Origin of the sequence: Paenochrobactrum pullorum (genome assembly GCF_041929845.1) — a bacterium.
Taxonomy (GTDB): Bacteria; Pseudomonadota; Alphaproteobacteria; order Rhizobiales; family Rhizobiaceae; genus Paenochrobactrum; species Paenochrobactrum pullorum.
Genome location: NZ_JBHEEH010000001.1, coordinates 928,855 through 943,074, shown reverse-complemented (window position 1 = coordinate 943,074; position 14,220 = coordinate 928,855). Strand labels below are relative to the sequence as shown.

The 14,220-nt window shown below is 49.4% G+C and carries 17 protein-coding genes; 7 read left to right on the top strand and 10 right to left on the bottom strand.

Translation table 11 applies throughout. The annotated features are described in order from the left end of the window. Window positions 1-76: 76 nt before the first annotated feature. Entirely contained in the window at window positions 77-667 is a 591-nt protein-coding gene (locus tag JNC77_RS04475; RefSeq protein WP_374829813.1) for a YidB family protein, read from the bottom strand. A gap of 156 nt (window positions 668-823) precedes the next feature. Between JNC77_RS04475 and JNC77_RS04470 the strand changes: the two genes are divergently transcribed. Together JNC77_RS04470 and JNC77_RS04465 are read left to right on the top strand one after the other, a co-directional pair. Next, entirely contained in the window at window positions 824-1,084 is a 261-nt protein-coding gene (locus JNC77_RS04470; RefSeq protein WP_374829811.1) for a GlsB/YeaQ/YmgE family stress response membrane protein, read from the top strand. Between the two features lie 75 nt (window positions 1,085-1,159). Beyond that, window positions 1,160-1,681: a DedA family protein gene (locus JNC77_RS04465; RefSeq protein ID WP_374829809.1), complete on the top strand. Its 522-nt coding sequence runs from the start codon at window positions 1,160-1,162 to the stop codon at window positions 1,679-1,681. Between the two features lie 4 nt (window positions 1,682-1,685). Here the strand turns inward: JNC77_RS04465 and JNC77_RS04460 are convergent, their stop codons facing one another. Genes JNC77_RS04460 through aroC form a run of 3 tightly spaced genes read right to left on the bottom strand, consistent with a single transcriptional unit; the run spans window position 1,686 to window position 4,050 of the window. Then, window positions 1,686-1,940 (bottom strand): exodeoxyribonuclease VII small subunit, encoded by a 255-nt coding sequence (locus JNC77_RS04460; RefSeq protein WP_184223485.1) that lies wholly within the window; start codon window positions 1,938-1,940, stop codon window positions 1,686-1,688. Window positions 1,941-1,945: 5 nt separating this feature from the next. After that, window positions 1,946-2,905, bottom strand: a complete 960-nt coding sequence (locus tag JNC77_RS04455; RefSeq protein ID WP_374829807.1) for a histone deacetylase family protein — start codon at window positions 2,903-2,905, stop codon at window positions 1,946-1,948. A 53-nt stretch (window positions 2,906-2,958) separates the two neighbouring features. Then, window positions 2,959-4,050 carry a chorismate synthase gene (gene aroC / locus JNC77_RS04450; protein ID WP_374829805.1) on the bottom strand — a complete coding sequence of 364 codons (1,092 nt, stop codon included), beginning with the start codon at window positions 4,048-4,050 and terminating at the stop codon, window positions 2,959-2,961. A gap of 305 nt (window positions 4,051-4,355) precedes the next feature. Between aroC and JNC77_RS04445 the strand changes: the two genes are divergently transcribed. Together JNC77_RS04445 and JNC77_RS04440 are read left to right on the top strand one after the other, a co-directional pair. Beyond that, complete coding sequence (locus JNC77_RS04445) at window positions 4,356-4,607, top strand: DUF1344 domain-containing protein (protein ID WP_374829803.1); 252 nt, start codon at window positions 4,356-4,358, stop codon at window positions 4,605-4,607. Window positions 4,608-4,683: 76 nt separating this feature from the next. After that, entirely contained in the window at window positions 4,684-5,136 is a 453-nt protein-coding gene (locus tag JNC77_RS04440) for a Dabb family protein (protein ID WP_374829801.1), read from the top strand. A gap of 6 nt (window positions 5,137-5,142) precedes the next feature. Here JNC77_RS04440 and JNC77_RS04435 read toward each other — a convergent pair whose 3' ends face one another. The 4 genes from JNC77_RS04435 to JNC77_RS04420 all read right to left on the bottom strand — a co-directional run bounded on the left by JNC77_RS04435 (window position 5,143) and on the right by JNC77_RS04420 (window position 8,343). Next, complete coding sequence (locus tag JNC77_RS04435; RefSeq protein WP_374829799.1) at window positions 5,143-5,733, bottom strand: histidine phosphatase family protein; 591 nt, start codon at window positions 5,731-5,733, stop codon at window positions 5,143-5,145. Window positions 5,734-5,742: 9 nt separating this feature from the next. Then, a complete protein-coding gene (fabI, locus tag JNC77_RS04430; RefSeq protein ID WP_374829797.1) occupies window positions 5,743-6,561 on the bottom strand; it encodes an enoyl-ACP reductase FabI in 819 nt (272 codons plus the stop codon). 282 nt (window positions 6,562-6,843) lie between these two features. Next, complete coding sequence (locus JNC77_RS04425) at window positions 6,844-7,764, bottom strand: DnaJ C-terminal domain-containing protein (protein ID WP_374829795.1); 921 nt, start codon at window positions 7,762-7,764, stop codon at window positions 6,844-6,846. A gap of 132 nt (window positions 7,765-7,896) precedes the next feature. Beyond that, complete coding sequence (locus JNC77_RS04420) at window positions 7,897-8,343, bottom strand: RT0821/Lpp0805 family surface protein (RefSeq protein WP_374829793.1); 447 nt, start codon at window positions 8,341-8,343, stop codon at window positions 7,897-7,899. A gap of 60 nt (window positions 8,344-8,403) precedes the next feature. Here JNC77_RS04420 and pdxH point away from each other — a divergent pair, with 60 nt between their 5' ends. After that, window positions 8,404-9,024 carry a pyridoxamine 5'-phosphate oxidase gene (gene pdxH, locus JNC77_RS04415; RefSeq protein WP_374829791.1) on the top strand — a complete coding sequence of 207 codons (621 nt, stop codon included), beginning with the start codon at window positions 8,404-8,406 and terminating at the stop codon, window positions 9,022-9,024. A gap of 22 nt (window positions 9,025-9,046) precedes the next feature. Here the strand turns inward: pdxH and ubiA are convergent, their stop codons facing one another. Then, on the bottom strand, window positions 9,047-10,063 hold the full coding sequence (gene ubiA / locus JNC77_RS04410) for a 4-hydroxybenzoate octaprenyltransferase (protein WP_374830501.1): 1,017 nt from the start codon (window positions 10,061-10,063) through the stop codon (window positions 9,047-9,049). A 160-nt stretch (window positions 10,064-10,223) separates the two neighbouring features. On the opposite strand from ubiA, the gene purD reads away from it, so the two are divergent. Both purD and JNC77_RS04400 read left to right on the top strand, forming a co-directional pair. Further along, window positions 10,224-11,504: a phosphoribosylamine--glycine ligase gene (gene purD / locus JNC77_RS04405; protein WP_374829789.1), complete on the top strand. Its 1,281-nt coding sequence runs from the start codon at window positions 10,224-10,226 to the stop codon at window positions 11,502-11,504. 119 nt (window positions 11,505-11,623) lie between these two features. After that, window positions 11,624-13,417, top strand: coding sequence for an acyl-CoA dehydrogenase family protein (locus tag JNC77_RS04400; RefSeq protein ID WP_374829787.1), 1,794 nt, complete (start codon window positions 11,624-11,626; stop codon window positions 13,415-13,417). On the opposite strand, the gene JNC77_RS04395 is transcribed toward JNC77_RS04400, so the two are convergent. Continuing rightward, complete coding sequence (locus JNC77_RS04395; RefSeq protein WP_374829785.1) at window positions 13,414-13,965, bottom strand: DUF6101 family protein; 552 nt, start codon at window positions 13,963-13,965, stop codon at window positions 13,414-13,416. The genes JNC77_RS04400 and JNC77_RS04395 overlap by 4 nt on opposite strands. Window positions 13,966-14,220: the final 255 nt, after the last annotated feature.

Genomic DNA, 14,220 nt, shown 5'->3' with positions numbered 1-14,220 from the left:
CATGATGCTGCATGGCTTGATAAGTCTATTCTATATAGTTAGCCATGCGTACTCAAACCAGAGCGCTGCCGGCTTTTTAATTTTGTTTTTGTATGAGCCGCGCAATGTCCTGCATATCCGGGACTTTGCCGTCAGCAGTCAGCTTATCAACGATAGCGGGAAGGACTTGCGAAAGTTGTGCCAGCAAATCCTGTTCGTTAATGCCGACATGTTGTGCAATCTCGCTCAAGTTTTTTTGACCAATCGCACTACCAAGCTGATCGGGTTCAATGCTGGCGTTTTCACCCTGCCCCAACCATGAATCCACTTTGCCGCCATGGCCTGCCTGTGTGAGTTGGTCAAGCAAACCGCCAAGACCTCCTGTTAAAGCACCGCCGACCCCTGCATTGCCAATTGATGGAGCAGGTACAGAAGATGCGGCAGCAGTTGTCGAGTTGGCCAGCAAACTGCCCAACCCGCCCAAAACCGCACCGATCAGAGTGCCAGAACCCGCAGCACCATCTTGTGGCTGCACCGGCGGCTCTATAATCTGTGGCTGATCATCCTCATCATGTTTGCCGTTCAACATACGCCCGACCAGCAAGGCACCCAATGCAACCAAAACCGGCTTTGCCAAACTACCACCCGGCACTGGTGTTTTTGATGAATTATTATCAAACATAGTCATAATAAAATACTCCTATACATACAAATTAATTATCTATAATGTATGATGTTACGATAATATTTATATTAGGCAAGTATTGTGCCTTGCCTATTTGATAGTGTTATGAAAATTTCTTCAATGTATTAATCTGATTATCAATATTTTTGGAGATAACCAATGTCTATTATAAGCTGGATTATATTAGGGCTCATTTCAGGCTTTATCGGAAGTAAAATAGTCAATAAAAGTGGCCAAGGTATGTTCTTGGATATTGCTCTGGGCATTGCTGGCGCTATCTTAGGCGGGATTGTATTCACTTTCTTTGGCGCACAAGGTATTACCGGTTTAAATATTTACAGTCTTATTGTTGCCGTCATCGGTGCCATTATTGTGCTGGTGATCTACCATGCCATCTCCGGCAAACGTCGTTTAAGATAATTAAGCCATATAGTTTTTAGAATGATCCGGTATTCTTTGACCGGATCATACTTTGTATCAATAGTTAAAGTAAACATGGAATATATTGAACCTTATTTGGCATCCTATGGAGCTTTGGCTCTTTTTATCATTATCTATTTTGAATCTTTCGGCGTGCCTGTACCGGGAGAAAGCGCGTTGATTGCCGCCTCTCTTCTCGCGCTTAAAGGCAATTTAAGCCTATCAGCTATATTGATCGCTTGTTTTGCTGGCGCGGTCTTAGGTGATTGCACAGGGTATCTGATTGGTCACTTCGGCGGACGCAAATTATTGCAGCGCTTTGGCAGCAACATCAAATTAACGCCTGAGCGACTGGCCAATTTTGAAAAACAGTTTGAGAAACGAGGCATCTATATGGTTGCCACTGCGCGCTTTATCGTCATCATGCGCCAGCTCAATGGTATCATTGCCGGTTCCATGCATATGCGCTTTTCGCATTTTTTGAGCGCCAATATCATCGGCGCACTCGGCTGGACGGCCGTTTGGGGTGCAGGCCCTTATCTTTTTGGCGGAACACTGGCACCCGTGGCGGCTTATATCAAATCTCTCTGGAGTTAAATATTCACGCAGGATCAAGCGGCTCAGTACCGACAGCCTGACCATCGCGACCAATGCGGATTTTCTCGACTTTGTCTTCGGCAGATTTCAGCAATGTGTCGCAATGTTTTTTCAGCGCTTCGCCGCGTTCGTAAATGCGGATAGATTGCTCCAGCGGAACATCACCACGCTCCAGATCTTCAACGATACGCTCCAGCTGCTCCATCGCTTGCTCAAAGCTCATTTGTGCAATATCTGCATTTTGCTGTTCTGCGTTCATTTCGCTCATCCTTCCATCAGGCGTTTGATATGCGCTGCTGCCGATACCGACAGTCCCTGCAAATCATAACCGCCTTCCAATATGCTCACTAAACGATTAGCGCAAAAACGATCTGCCCGCTCCATAATTTTGCCGGTTACCCAGTCAAAATCGCTTTCATCCAAGTTTATTTGCGCAAGCGGGTCGAGATAATGCGCATCAAAGCCGGCAGAAATCAGGATCAAATCGGGACGAAAATTATCAAGTGCGGGTAAAATCCGCGTTTTGATCGCCTCGCGAAATTCCCGACTGCCGCTTTCTGGCGACAAAGGGGCATTGACAATATTGCCTGCACCTTGTTCATTTTTATGTCCGGTTCCCGGAAAAAGCGGCTCCTGATGCGTGGAACAATACAGCACGCTTTTGTCATTTTCAAAAATCGCCTGTGTGCCATTGCCGTGATGCACATCAAAATCAATGATCGCGACCCGCTCTGCCTGATAGCGCATTTGTGCATAGCGGGCGGCAATAGCGGCATTGTTAAAAAGGCAAAAACCCATAGCCGCTTCCGGTTCGGCATGATGGCCAGGCGGGCGAGACGCGATAAAAATATTATCCGCCTGACCGGTGAATACATCATCCACGGCCGCATTGGCTGCCCCAATCGCAGTTAAGGCTGCCTGCCAGCTTTGCGGGCTGACATAAGTATCATTAGCGATTTTAATGATCGATTCTGGCTTGTCCGAAGCGTCGTCGCCGACATCAAAAAACGGGATCTGGTTTTTGATCGTCTCAAGGTGTTTTTCGGTATGGGTCAGCAAAATAGCCGCTTCATCGCCAAGCGGTGCTTCCACCCGTTCCAGATTATAAAAAACACCCTCATCAAGCACGCTCAACAAAGCGCGAAGGCGATCCGGCCGCTCCGGATGGCCGGCCGGCGTCAGATGTTTGAGAAAAACATCATGCCAATAAAGCCGTGTCGCCATAGAGAAAACCTCTTAAGATTCAGTAATTTCTATAAAAACACGGAGAAAGTGATTCAACAACCGGTTTGTCCACGATGGCGCAGATAATGATCAGCAATCGCACAAGCCACCATCGCCTCACCAATCGGCACCGCACGGATACCAACACACGGATCATGACGGCCTTTCGTCACTACATCCACTTCTTTGCTATCCGCATCAACCGAACGGCGTGGCGTCAGAATAGAAGAGGTTGGCTTCACGGCAAAACGGGCAATCACGGGCGCACCGGTTGCAATACCGCCCAAAATGCCACCGGCATGGTTGGATAAAAAATGCGGATTACCATCAGCATCCACGCGCATTTCATCGGCATTTTGCTCGCCGGTCAAACGGGCGGCTTCAAAACCATTGCCGATTTCAACGCCTTTGACCGCATTGACCGACATCAGATTGCTTGCAATATCCTGATCGAGCTTGGCATAAAGCGGCGCGCCGATACCAGCAGGTACGCCTTCAGCAACCACTTCCAGAATAGCCCCGACCGATGAACCGGACTTGCGAATGCCGTCAAGGTATTCAGCGAAGATTTCAACCGAACCGGCATCCGGTGTGAAGAAAGGATTATTATCCACTTCATCCCAATCCCAACGGCTGCGATCAATGTCATGCACACCCATTGCAACCAAGGCGCCACGCACTTTCAAACCCGGCACGATTTTACGGGCAATAGCACCTGCAGCCACACGGGCTGCGGTTTCACGCGCCGATGAGCGACCGCCACCGCGATAATCGCGAATGCCGTATTTAATATCATAAGTGTAATCGGCGTGCCCCGGGCGATATTGACGGGCAATTTCGCCATAATCTTTCGAGCGCTGATCAGTATTTTCAATCATCATCGAAATCGGCGTGCCGGTGGTGGTCATGGTCACGCCATCCTCACCCAGCATCACACCGGAAAGCACACGCACCTGATCCGGCTCGCGGCGTTGCGTGGTGTATTTGGATTGCCCCGGTTTACGCTTGTCCAGATAAGATTGGATCTCGGCTTCAGTAAAAGTGATGCCCGGCGGGCATCCGTCCACAACACAGCCCAAAGCTATCCCATGGCTTTCACCCCATGTGGTTACGCGAAAAAGATGACCGAAACTATTATGGGACATGTGCGCTGCCTGAAATGGATATACCGATATTATGTTCTTTAATTGGTTTTATGAAGCTTTTGCTCCAAGGTCAAACAAGGGTCAAACGAATGACTCGATAAGAACTACTTTTCCCTGATATAACCCATTTAAAACTCTTATTTTGACATATTATCATGGCAAAAAACAAAATCTGCGAGATTTTTTTGTGCCATTAAAATTGAATGTTTGGCTGTTATGCGGAAATGCTATCATAAAATATTAGACCAGCGGCACTAAACGAATCAAAAGACATAAAACCGACAGGCAAAGAAAGAGGCATACACATGCAATATATCGTCGGCCTTGCCTTTATTATTTTATCGCTTTTCTCGACCAGCGTCATGGCCGAAGATATAGAAGGTAAAATCCGTTCTATTGATGAAGCCAATGAAACTATCACATTGGATGACAACAAACGCTATCAATTGCCGAATGAATTTGATTACACTTTCATCAAGCCCGGCATGAAGGTCATCATCCTCTATGATCAGGTAGACGATATACGCTATGTCACCGACCTTCAGGATGCCCCTTGATGTTGTGAGATTTATAATAGCTCCGCCATTTTTCACGGCAGAGCTTCCAGCTTTTTATTTTTAAAAAGATATTATCATGGCAGCAATGACAGATGCATTACCGGCAGAAACCCAATTGCTGAAAGATTTAAGCTGTGTCGGCGCGGATCAGTTTACCAGTCATGATTACAAGCCCGGCACGATCAAACATATTGTTCTGTTCCGCTTCAAAACGGATGTCACAAGCGCACAAATAGATCAGGTAACGGCGGAGTTTAAAAGCCTGCAACAACGCTGCAAACGCGATCACAGGCCGTATATTCAATCGCTTACTTATGGCGAGCAAATGAACGGTGAAGGTGCGAGCCAAGGCTTTACCCTCGGCTTTATCGTCACCTTCAAATCCGAAGGTGACCGCAATTATTATGTCGGCGAGCCGCTTGTACGTGATCCGCAATTTTACGATGCGGCACATCACAAATTCAAAAAGCTGGTTAGCCCCTTGCTTGATGCCCAAGGCGCGCTTGTTTTTGATTTCGTCGTTAGTTAGAGAAACTTAGTGCCAGCTCAGCTGTCCATTTTCCAATTTCAGGATTTTATCCTGCGGAATAGCCAGATTGGCGGCATCGTGGCCGTCCAAACCGCCATAGACATGAAACAGGGTGCGAATACAGCCACCATGGGTGACGCAAACAGTTTTTTGCTCGACAGTTGCAATCCATTTCTGGATGCGCTCCGACAGTATCTGATAGCTTTCGGCAAATTCACCCGGCGGCACGAAATTCCACTTGTCATGGGCGCGTTCATGGATGAGATCATCGCGCTTTTTCGCGATATCTTCCATCATAAAGCCCTGCCAGTCGCCAAAATTGACTTCCATCAGCAATGGATCAGTGCGGTAGGCGAAAGGATCAAGCCCCATACCCAGACGGATACGTTCCATCGTTTCACGCGTTCTGCGTAACGGGCTTGCAACAAAATCAAAACCGTCGGCACTGCCGATCAGTTCTTTCAGCATCAACCCGTTCCGGTCAGCCTGAGACCTGCCATTATTATTAATATCGATATCAAGCTGGCCCTGAACGCGTTGCGATACGTTCCAGTCAGTTTCGCCGTGACGCGAAAAGTAAATAATTTCCCGGGTCACAGCGACACCTTAATCTTTAATGACAGAAATATCCGGAGCATCGACGGCTTTCATGCCAACGACATGATAGCCCGAATCCGCATGATGCACTTCACCGGTCACCGAACGGGACAAATCCGACAAGAAATAAAGACCGACGTCACCCACTTCATCAATGGTAACAGTACGACGCAATGGCGCGTTATATTCGTTCCATTTCAGAATGTAGCGGAAGTCACCAATGCCGGAAGCAGCAAGCGTTTTGATTGGCCCTGCGGAAATCGCGTTAACGCGAATGTTCTGCGGCCCCAAATCAACCGCCAGATATTTAACACTGGCTTCAAGTGCGGCCTTTGCCACGCCCATAACATTGTAGTTAGGCATGACTTTTTCTGCACCATAATAGGTCAGTGTCAGTATAGAGCCACCATCCTTCATCAATTTTTCTGCACGACGCGAAATTGCAGTCAGCGAATAAACCGAGATCAACATGGTGTTGTTGAAGTTTGCTTCCGACGTGTCGACATAACGGCCGGTCAGCTCATCCTTGTCTGAAAAGCCGATGGCATGCACGACGAAGTCAAGCTTGCCCCACTTTTGTTCCAATTTTTCAAAAATTGCATCAATACTGGCACCATCAGCAACATCACAATCGCCGCAGACAAATGCGCCCAATTCTGCTGCCAGTGGCTCTACGCGTTTTTTAAGAGCATCACCATGATAAGTGAAAGCCAGTTCAGCCCCCGCCTCATGAGCAGCTTTTGCTATACCCCAGGCGATTGACCGATTATTGGCTACGCCTAAAATCAATCCGCGTTTGCCTTGCAACAACCCAGACTTTGCGGTCATACACCGGTCCTCATCGAAATTATTCACTACTTGCCTATTGCACAGCTAGGCACAAGGTTCAAGCAATGTGAATGAAATGACATGAAAAAACAAATCCTCACGATCATCATTGCTGGTGATAATGAGGATAGGTTTCTATGAAACGCCGAAAAAATGCCGGCTCATCACTGAACCGGCACCCTGACGGGCACTATAATTTAATAGACCCGAAGTATAAAACCATTCACTTTATAAATTCAAGGCAAAGTTTACGTGAATACCGCACTGTTATTGGTGTCATTTTCAAGAAGCATCAGCTTTTTCAAAAAATGCTTTCAAGGCTTCGTCACCATTTTCCGGCAACATTAAACGAATATGCACAAATAAATCGGCATGACCGCCCGTTTTAACCGGCAGACCTTTTCCCTTCAGGCGCAGCACCTTGTCGGAACTTGACCATGCCGGTATTTTAACCGCCAGACGACCTGTCAAGGTTTCGACTTCAGCACGACCACCAAGCACCGCATCTTTAAGGCTGATCGGCAAATCCAGATGCAGATCACGCCCTTTGACCTCAAACCGCGGATGGGTTTTGAATTTGACGGTCACCATCGCATCGCCGGCGACACCACCCATCGGCTGTTCGCCCTGCCCTTTCAAACGGATAACCTGACCGTCCTCTACAAAGGCCGGAAGTTTGATCGCAAGATTTTTACCGTTAGGGAAAACGGCTTCAACTTTTTCGGCACCCGCAACCTGTTCAAGGCTTGCAAAAATTGTCGCTGACAAATCAGCGCCCTTGGCAGGACGGTTCGTACGTTGACGCCCGCCGCCGAATCCACCGCCAAAAATCTCGCTGAAAATATCTTCAGCACCGCCGCCAAAGCCTCCGGCCTGACGGAAACCGCCTTGACCAGCACCTTGGCGAAAGCCAGCAAACGGATCTCCGCCGCCATTGCCGCCAAAACCACCAGCACCGCCACCAAAGCCCTGAAATGTTTGTTTGCCTTCAGCATCAATTTCGCCACGGTCAAACTGGGCGCGGCGGTCTTTATCACCAAGAATTTCGTAAGCCTGATTAATCTCGGAAAACTTGGCTTGTGCCGTTGGATCATCTTTATTCTGATCCGGATGGAACTTCTTGGCCAACTTACGAAATGCAGATTTAATTTCTTCGGGCTTCGCAGATTTAGCGACGCCCAACACGCTATAGGGATCGCGCATACACACTCTCTTTCACGAATAATCGCTCAAAAAACACTATTAAATCTTATATGCGCATCATATTGGCAAAGTTCCAGATTTATTCTCTGAAACACGTAAAAAATGACAGTTAAAAGCCAATAAAGTGCCAAATCAAACCGGCGCGAAGGATTTCAACACCCAATCGCCACCTTTTCGCATGCAAGTTTCGCCACGATAGAGTGAAACGCCGTTGAATGCCTGCCGCGATGTTTCAAATTCGCGGCACAGTTCATCTGTTTTCTGCACTTCAGAAACCTGATTGATAACGCCTTGACTGCCTGTGTCCGGATTTGCCCACGGCACCGGCTTCATGCCCCATGTGCTGAAATCAAGCGCAGACACTACATTGCGGATCGCATTGCGGTCGGAAAGCGTTTCATTGTCTGTATCCGGCTGTTGTGAAGGTGCAACTGAACCTGTTATGGATGATGCATCAGGAACAGCACTTTCGATACTGACACCACCCATGGCGCAACCGGCAACAAAAATCAGGCTGCACAATGCTACCCAACGATGGCATTTGGGTGCGATCGGAGATGCGAAACTTGTCTTTAACATAAGGTGCGCATTATGGCTGACCAATGCGTTTCCTTTTTTTTGTGTGATAAAGGCGTGATTATGAGCGATAGCAAGTTAACGAATAGTGACTTTACGCAAGCTTCCGAACCATTTCAACTGTTTGGTCAATGGCTGAAAGAAGCAGAAGTTTCTGAACCGAACGATCCGAATGCCGTAGCAGTTGCAACTGTTGATGAGCATGGCATGCCGAATGTGCGCATGGTTTTGCTCAAAGATTTCGATGAACGTGGCTTTGTTTTTTATACCAATTACGAAAGCCAAAAGGGTCGTGAAGTGCTTTTTGCCGAAAAAGCCGCCATGTGTTTCCACTGGAAATCGCTACGCCGTCAGGTGCGCATTCGTGGACCGGTTGAAAAGGTCAGTGACCAGGAAGCGGATGAATATTACGCCTCACGCGCCCGCGGCAGCCGCATCGGTGCATGGGCATCCAAACAGTCACGCCCGCTGGAAAGCCGTTTTGCGTTAGAAAAAGCGGTTGCCGAATATACCACCCGCTATGCTATCGGCTCTATCCCGCGCCCCGCTTATTGGTCAGGCTTTAGAATCCGTCCGACATCCATCGAGTTCTGGCATGACCGCGCTTTCCGTCTGCATGACCGCGTACAGTTTACACGCCCAGACCCGGAATCAGATTGGCAGTCTGCCCGTCTCTATCCGTGATATTGCTCAAAAATTAAGCCGCTCAAACGAGCGGCTTAATCACAAACCAGAGCGAGCCGAAAACAAGCCCTGCAAAAATCAAAAAACCGACAATGTGATTGGATTTGAACAAACTCAGGCACTGATCGGGATTATCAATATCCAGCACCCTGATCTGGCGGAACATATGGGCAGCAGCGGCAAGCAATCCAGCCAAAGCCGGCATTGGCACTTCGGCCACTGCAAAGGCTGCCGCGAAACATATCAACGCACCGCCATAAAGCACAAACAAAGCCTGTTTGGTGCGGTTGCCGAACAAACGTGCTGTTGAGCGAACACCCACCAATGCATCATCTTCCTTATCCTGATGGGCGTAGATAGTGTCATAACCGATCACCCACATGATCGAGCCGATATAAAGCAGGACAGGTGCCAATGCGAGGCTGCCGCGATCTGCTGCCCAGCCCATCAACGCCCCCCATGAGAAGGCAAGCCCCAGCACAAATTGCGGCCAGTTGGTGATGCGCTTCATAAACGGATAGGCAGCAACAATCGCCAGCGATCCGACGCCCAGCCAAATAGAAAACCAGTTGAATTGCAGAACAACAGCTAAGCCAACCAGTGCTTGTAGAACAAGAAAAATCTTCGCCTGTTTGCGTGTCACCTGCCCTGATGGCAGCGGACGCGAACGGGTGCGGTCGACTTTATCGTCAATATCCTGATCAACCAGATCATTATAGGTACAGCCTGCACCGCGCATGGCAATTGCGCCAATGGTGAACAAAATAATGTGCCAGATGGATGGCAAAACGCTCCAGACACTTTCAACGCTTGTTGCATCCACATTGGCAAGTCCTGCCCCTGCCACCAAAGCCGCAGACCACAGGCACGGCCATAGCAACAACTGCCAGCCAATCGGACGATCCCAGCGCGCAAGCTGCGCATAAGGCCAAAGTATTGGCGGTAGTGTTTTATATGCCCAATGACCGGACGGCGCATCCTTAACGCGACCACGTATTTCACGCGATTGAATATGCTGATCTGCTTTTGATGACGCCATAATGCGATCTGTCCTGTTCATATTACTTATGCTTTTGCGATTGAGCAGGTCAAAAGCGTTAAAAATCTTTGCCTTTGGACTTGCCCGTCTGCCCATTCGTCAATAGACAACCAGCAACCTAGTTTCTCTTATACCTGATCAAGCGAAGATGGAGCAAGTTATGAAAGTCCTGTTGATTGGTTCCGGCGGACGTGAACATGCCTTAGCATGGAAAATCTCGACCTCACCACTGCTTGATAAACTCTATTGCTCACCGGGCAATCCCGGCATTGCCGACCATGCTGAACTGGTCAGTCTCAATGTCGAAGATCATGATGCGGTGGTTGCATTTGCCAAGGAAAAGGCAATCGATCTGGTGGTCATCGGCCCTGAAGCGCCACTTGTTGATGGTTTGAGCGATTCTTTACGCAAAAACGGCATCCGCGTGTTTGGCCCTTCACAAGGTGCTGCACAGCTTGAAGGTTCGAAAGGCTTTACCAAAGACCTTTGCGCCCGTTTCAACATTCCAACCGGTGCTTATGGCCGCTTCAACAATGCGCCCAAAGCCAAAGCCTATATCCGCCAGCAAGGCGCACCAATCGTGGTGAAAGCTGACGGCCTTGCTGCTGGTAAGGGCGTCGTGGTTGCGATGGAACTGGAAGAGGCACTTGAAGCCGTCGATGCCTGTTTTGAAGGTGCTTTCGGTCAGGCTGGCGCAGAAGTTGTGGTCGAAGCTTATCTCGATGGTGAAGAAGCAAGCTTCTTCTGCCTGTGCGACGGCAAAACCGCCATTCCTTTCGGCTCTGCCCAAGACCACAAACGTGTGGGCGACGGCGACACCGGCCCCAACACCGGCGGCATGGGCGCTTATTCACCAGCGCCTGTGATGCCGGCTGAAATGATTGAGCGCACCATGAAAGAGCTGATTGAGCCAACCATGCACGGCATGGCAGAACTCGGCCATCCGTTTTCCGGCATTCTCTTTGCAGGCCTGATGATTACCAAAGACGGCCCGCAGCTGATTGAATATAACACCCGCTTTGGCGATCCCGAATGTCAGGTGCTGATGATGCGTTTGCAATCAGATCTTCTGGAACTGCTCGCAGCATCTGCCGATGGCAAGCTTGACGAAGTCAGCCCGACATTTTCAGATGAAACCGCACTGACCGTGGTGATGGCAGCCAAAGGCTATCCGGAAGCCCCGCAAAAAGGCAGCGTGATCAAAGGTCTCGACGAAGCGGCCAAAACCGAAGATGTCAAAATCTTCCATGCTGGCACAGCGCTGAAAGACGGCAATCTTGTTGCCAATGGCGGACGCGTTTTGAATGTGACAGCCACCGGCGGCTCGGTAAGCGACGCACAAACCAAAGTCTATGAAGCGATTGAAAAGATCGAATGGCCCAATGGTTTCTGCCGTCGTGACATTGGCTGGCGCGCCATCATCCGCGAGCAAGAGCAGTAAGTTTAAAATCCCGCCCAAAAAAGGCGGGATTTTTATATCCCTCATAAGTAAAAACGCTCATTGACCCTACCAAAACCAGCCGATACTTCTATCTCAACGCATGACAGATGGAGGGCTTCATGTATCGCGCACCCGTCACCGAAATTCTTCACACATTGCTAAAAGTCACAGGGACTAAAACCAGTGGCTTTGCGAAAGTATTACAGGAAGAACGCTTTGGTGATCTTAGCCTAGATTTGCTTAATGCTATTCTGGATGAGGCCGCGCGCTTTACTGAAAACCGCATCACACCTTTACGTCAATCATCTGACCAAGAAGGCGCGCGCCTGCAAGATGGACAAGTCGCCACCGCCAAAGGCTGGAAAGAGCTTTATCAGGATTGGGCGGCAGCTGGATGGAACAGCCTCACCGGTGCGGCAGATTATGGCGGACAAGCTCTGCCGATTTCGCTCTCCGTTGCTGTTAATGAAATGTGGAATTCCGGCTCGCTTGGTTTTGCCATTGGCCCTATTCTCACCATCGGCGCTGTGGAAGCGCTGGAACAACATGCAAACCAGGCCATCAAAGACATCTATTTGCCCAAGTTGATTTCCGGCGAATGGATGGGCACCATGAACCTGACCGAGCCACAAGCAGGCTCTGATCTTGGTGCTTTGCGCTGCCGTGCCGAGCGCCGTGATGACGGCACTTATCGTATTTTTGGCCAGAAGATTTTCATCACTTATGGCGAGCATGATCTGACCGACAACATCATTCATCTGGTGCTTGCACGCTTGCCCGATGCACCGGAGGGCAGCAGAGGCATATCGCTGTTTTTGGTGCCGAAGTTCTTAGTTAAAGCCGATGGCGGCCTCGGCCAGCACAATGATGTTATCTGCGCCGGTTTGGAACATAAACTAGGCCTTCACGCCTCCCCGACATGCACAATGATTTTTGGTGACGGTAAAGGTGAAGACTCTAAAGCCGGCGCGGTCGGCTATCTGATCGGTGAAGAAAACCGCGGCCTTGCCTGCATGTTCACCATGATGAACAATGCCCGTTTGCTGGTCGGCATCCAAGGTGTCGGTGTGGCAGAAGCTGCCACGCAAAAAGCCATCACTTACGCAAAAGAACGTATACAGGGGCGAACCGGTGGGACGCCCTCATCGGCTGCGGCAGAACCGATCATTGTCCACCCAGATGTGCAGCTCATGCTGCTGACCATGAAAGCTTTGACGCAAGCCGCCCGCTCCATTGCCTATAATTGTGCCTTTGCTCTCGACATGGCAAAAATGGCCGAGCCAGACCAGAGACATTTCTGGACGAATCGCGCCAGCCTTCTCACCCCGCTTGCTAAAGCGTTTTCCACCGACATCGGCGTCGAAGTGGCCTCGCTTGGTGTCCAAGTGCATGGCGGCATGGGCTACATAGAAGAAACAGGGGCGGCGCAATTGCTGCGTGATGCGCGCATTACGCCAATTTATGAAGGCACCAACGGCATTCAGGCAATTGATCTGGTCATCCGCAAATTACCGCTGGAAGATGGCGAGCATATTCACGGGTTTATCGCTGAACTTAGCCAAGATGCAGAAGCAGCGGCGCAGGCCGCACAGCCTGAACTACAACAATGCGGCATTGCACTCACAAATGCGATTCGCGATCTGGAACAAGCCACAGGCTATTTACAGCAATGTCTGGCAGCTAAAAATACTGACGATGCGCTGGCAGGAGCAAGCGCCTATTTGCGGCTTTTGTCGCTTACCGCAGGAGCGGCCTATCTGCTGCGATCGGCATTAAGCGAAAGCCAAGAAAACCACATTCACCTCAGCCAATTTTTCGATGCTTATATCTTGCCGGAAACAGCCGCGCTTAAACAAATCATTGTGGACGGCGCGCATATTTTGCAGGCCGCAAAAGCTATATTAAATTCTTAACGGGCAGTGATAACGGTTTTGCCGCTGATAACCAAACGCATACCAAGACCGGATACCTTATGACGGGCAATAAAACGCGGGCGGCAGATATTCTTATGCGTCGTATGTTTGTCAGCGGTCAGGTACGCGCTTTCATCCAATGAGCGCGCTACGCCATCTTCTTCCATCAGCATCATCGGCAAATCAAAAGCACTTGCCCATGCACGCCAATCATCAGCCACATCGGCCAGATCATGTGCCACCAAAAGCGGCACCGATAATTGCGGATCAGCATGCATCAGTTCAAGGGTCACAGTGATATGGCCGTTTGCATCTTCCGCAGCCCGTGCTGTCACACCGATAAAGGCAGATGCAGGCAGTGAAATCGACAAAGGCGTGCCGCTTGACGGCATAACGCGGCGAATTACAGCACCACGCTCATTAAGGGTAAAAGTCACAAGCTCTTCACGCTCGTGATTAGCATAGCTGACCACTTGCGGAAAACGAAACGGGTTGAGCCGCAGCTCCCTGTTTGCCCATACCGGTTGGTGTTGTTCCTGTTTAAGCATCTTACGCCCTGTATCTCCTGAGAGCCCGTTTGAAGGCATCTCTTTGCGAGCCTTAACGGCCTTCGTTGGAGATAATATAGGCCACGGTTATTACCGACGGCTTTAAGAAGTTAGGTTAAGAAACTCTGACTATTATTATTGGTTACCAGAACAAAAACGTCTGTAAGGTTTCGGAAACCTTATAAATACAACAACATCCCACTGTATCAATCTTGCACCAGTGGAGTGGCGAGCACCAAAACCATATTAACCCAT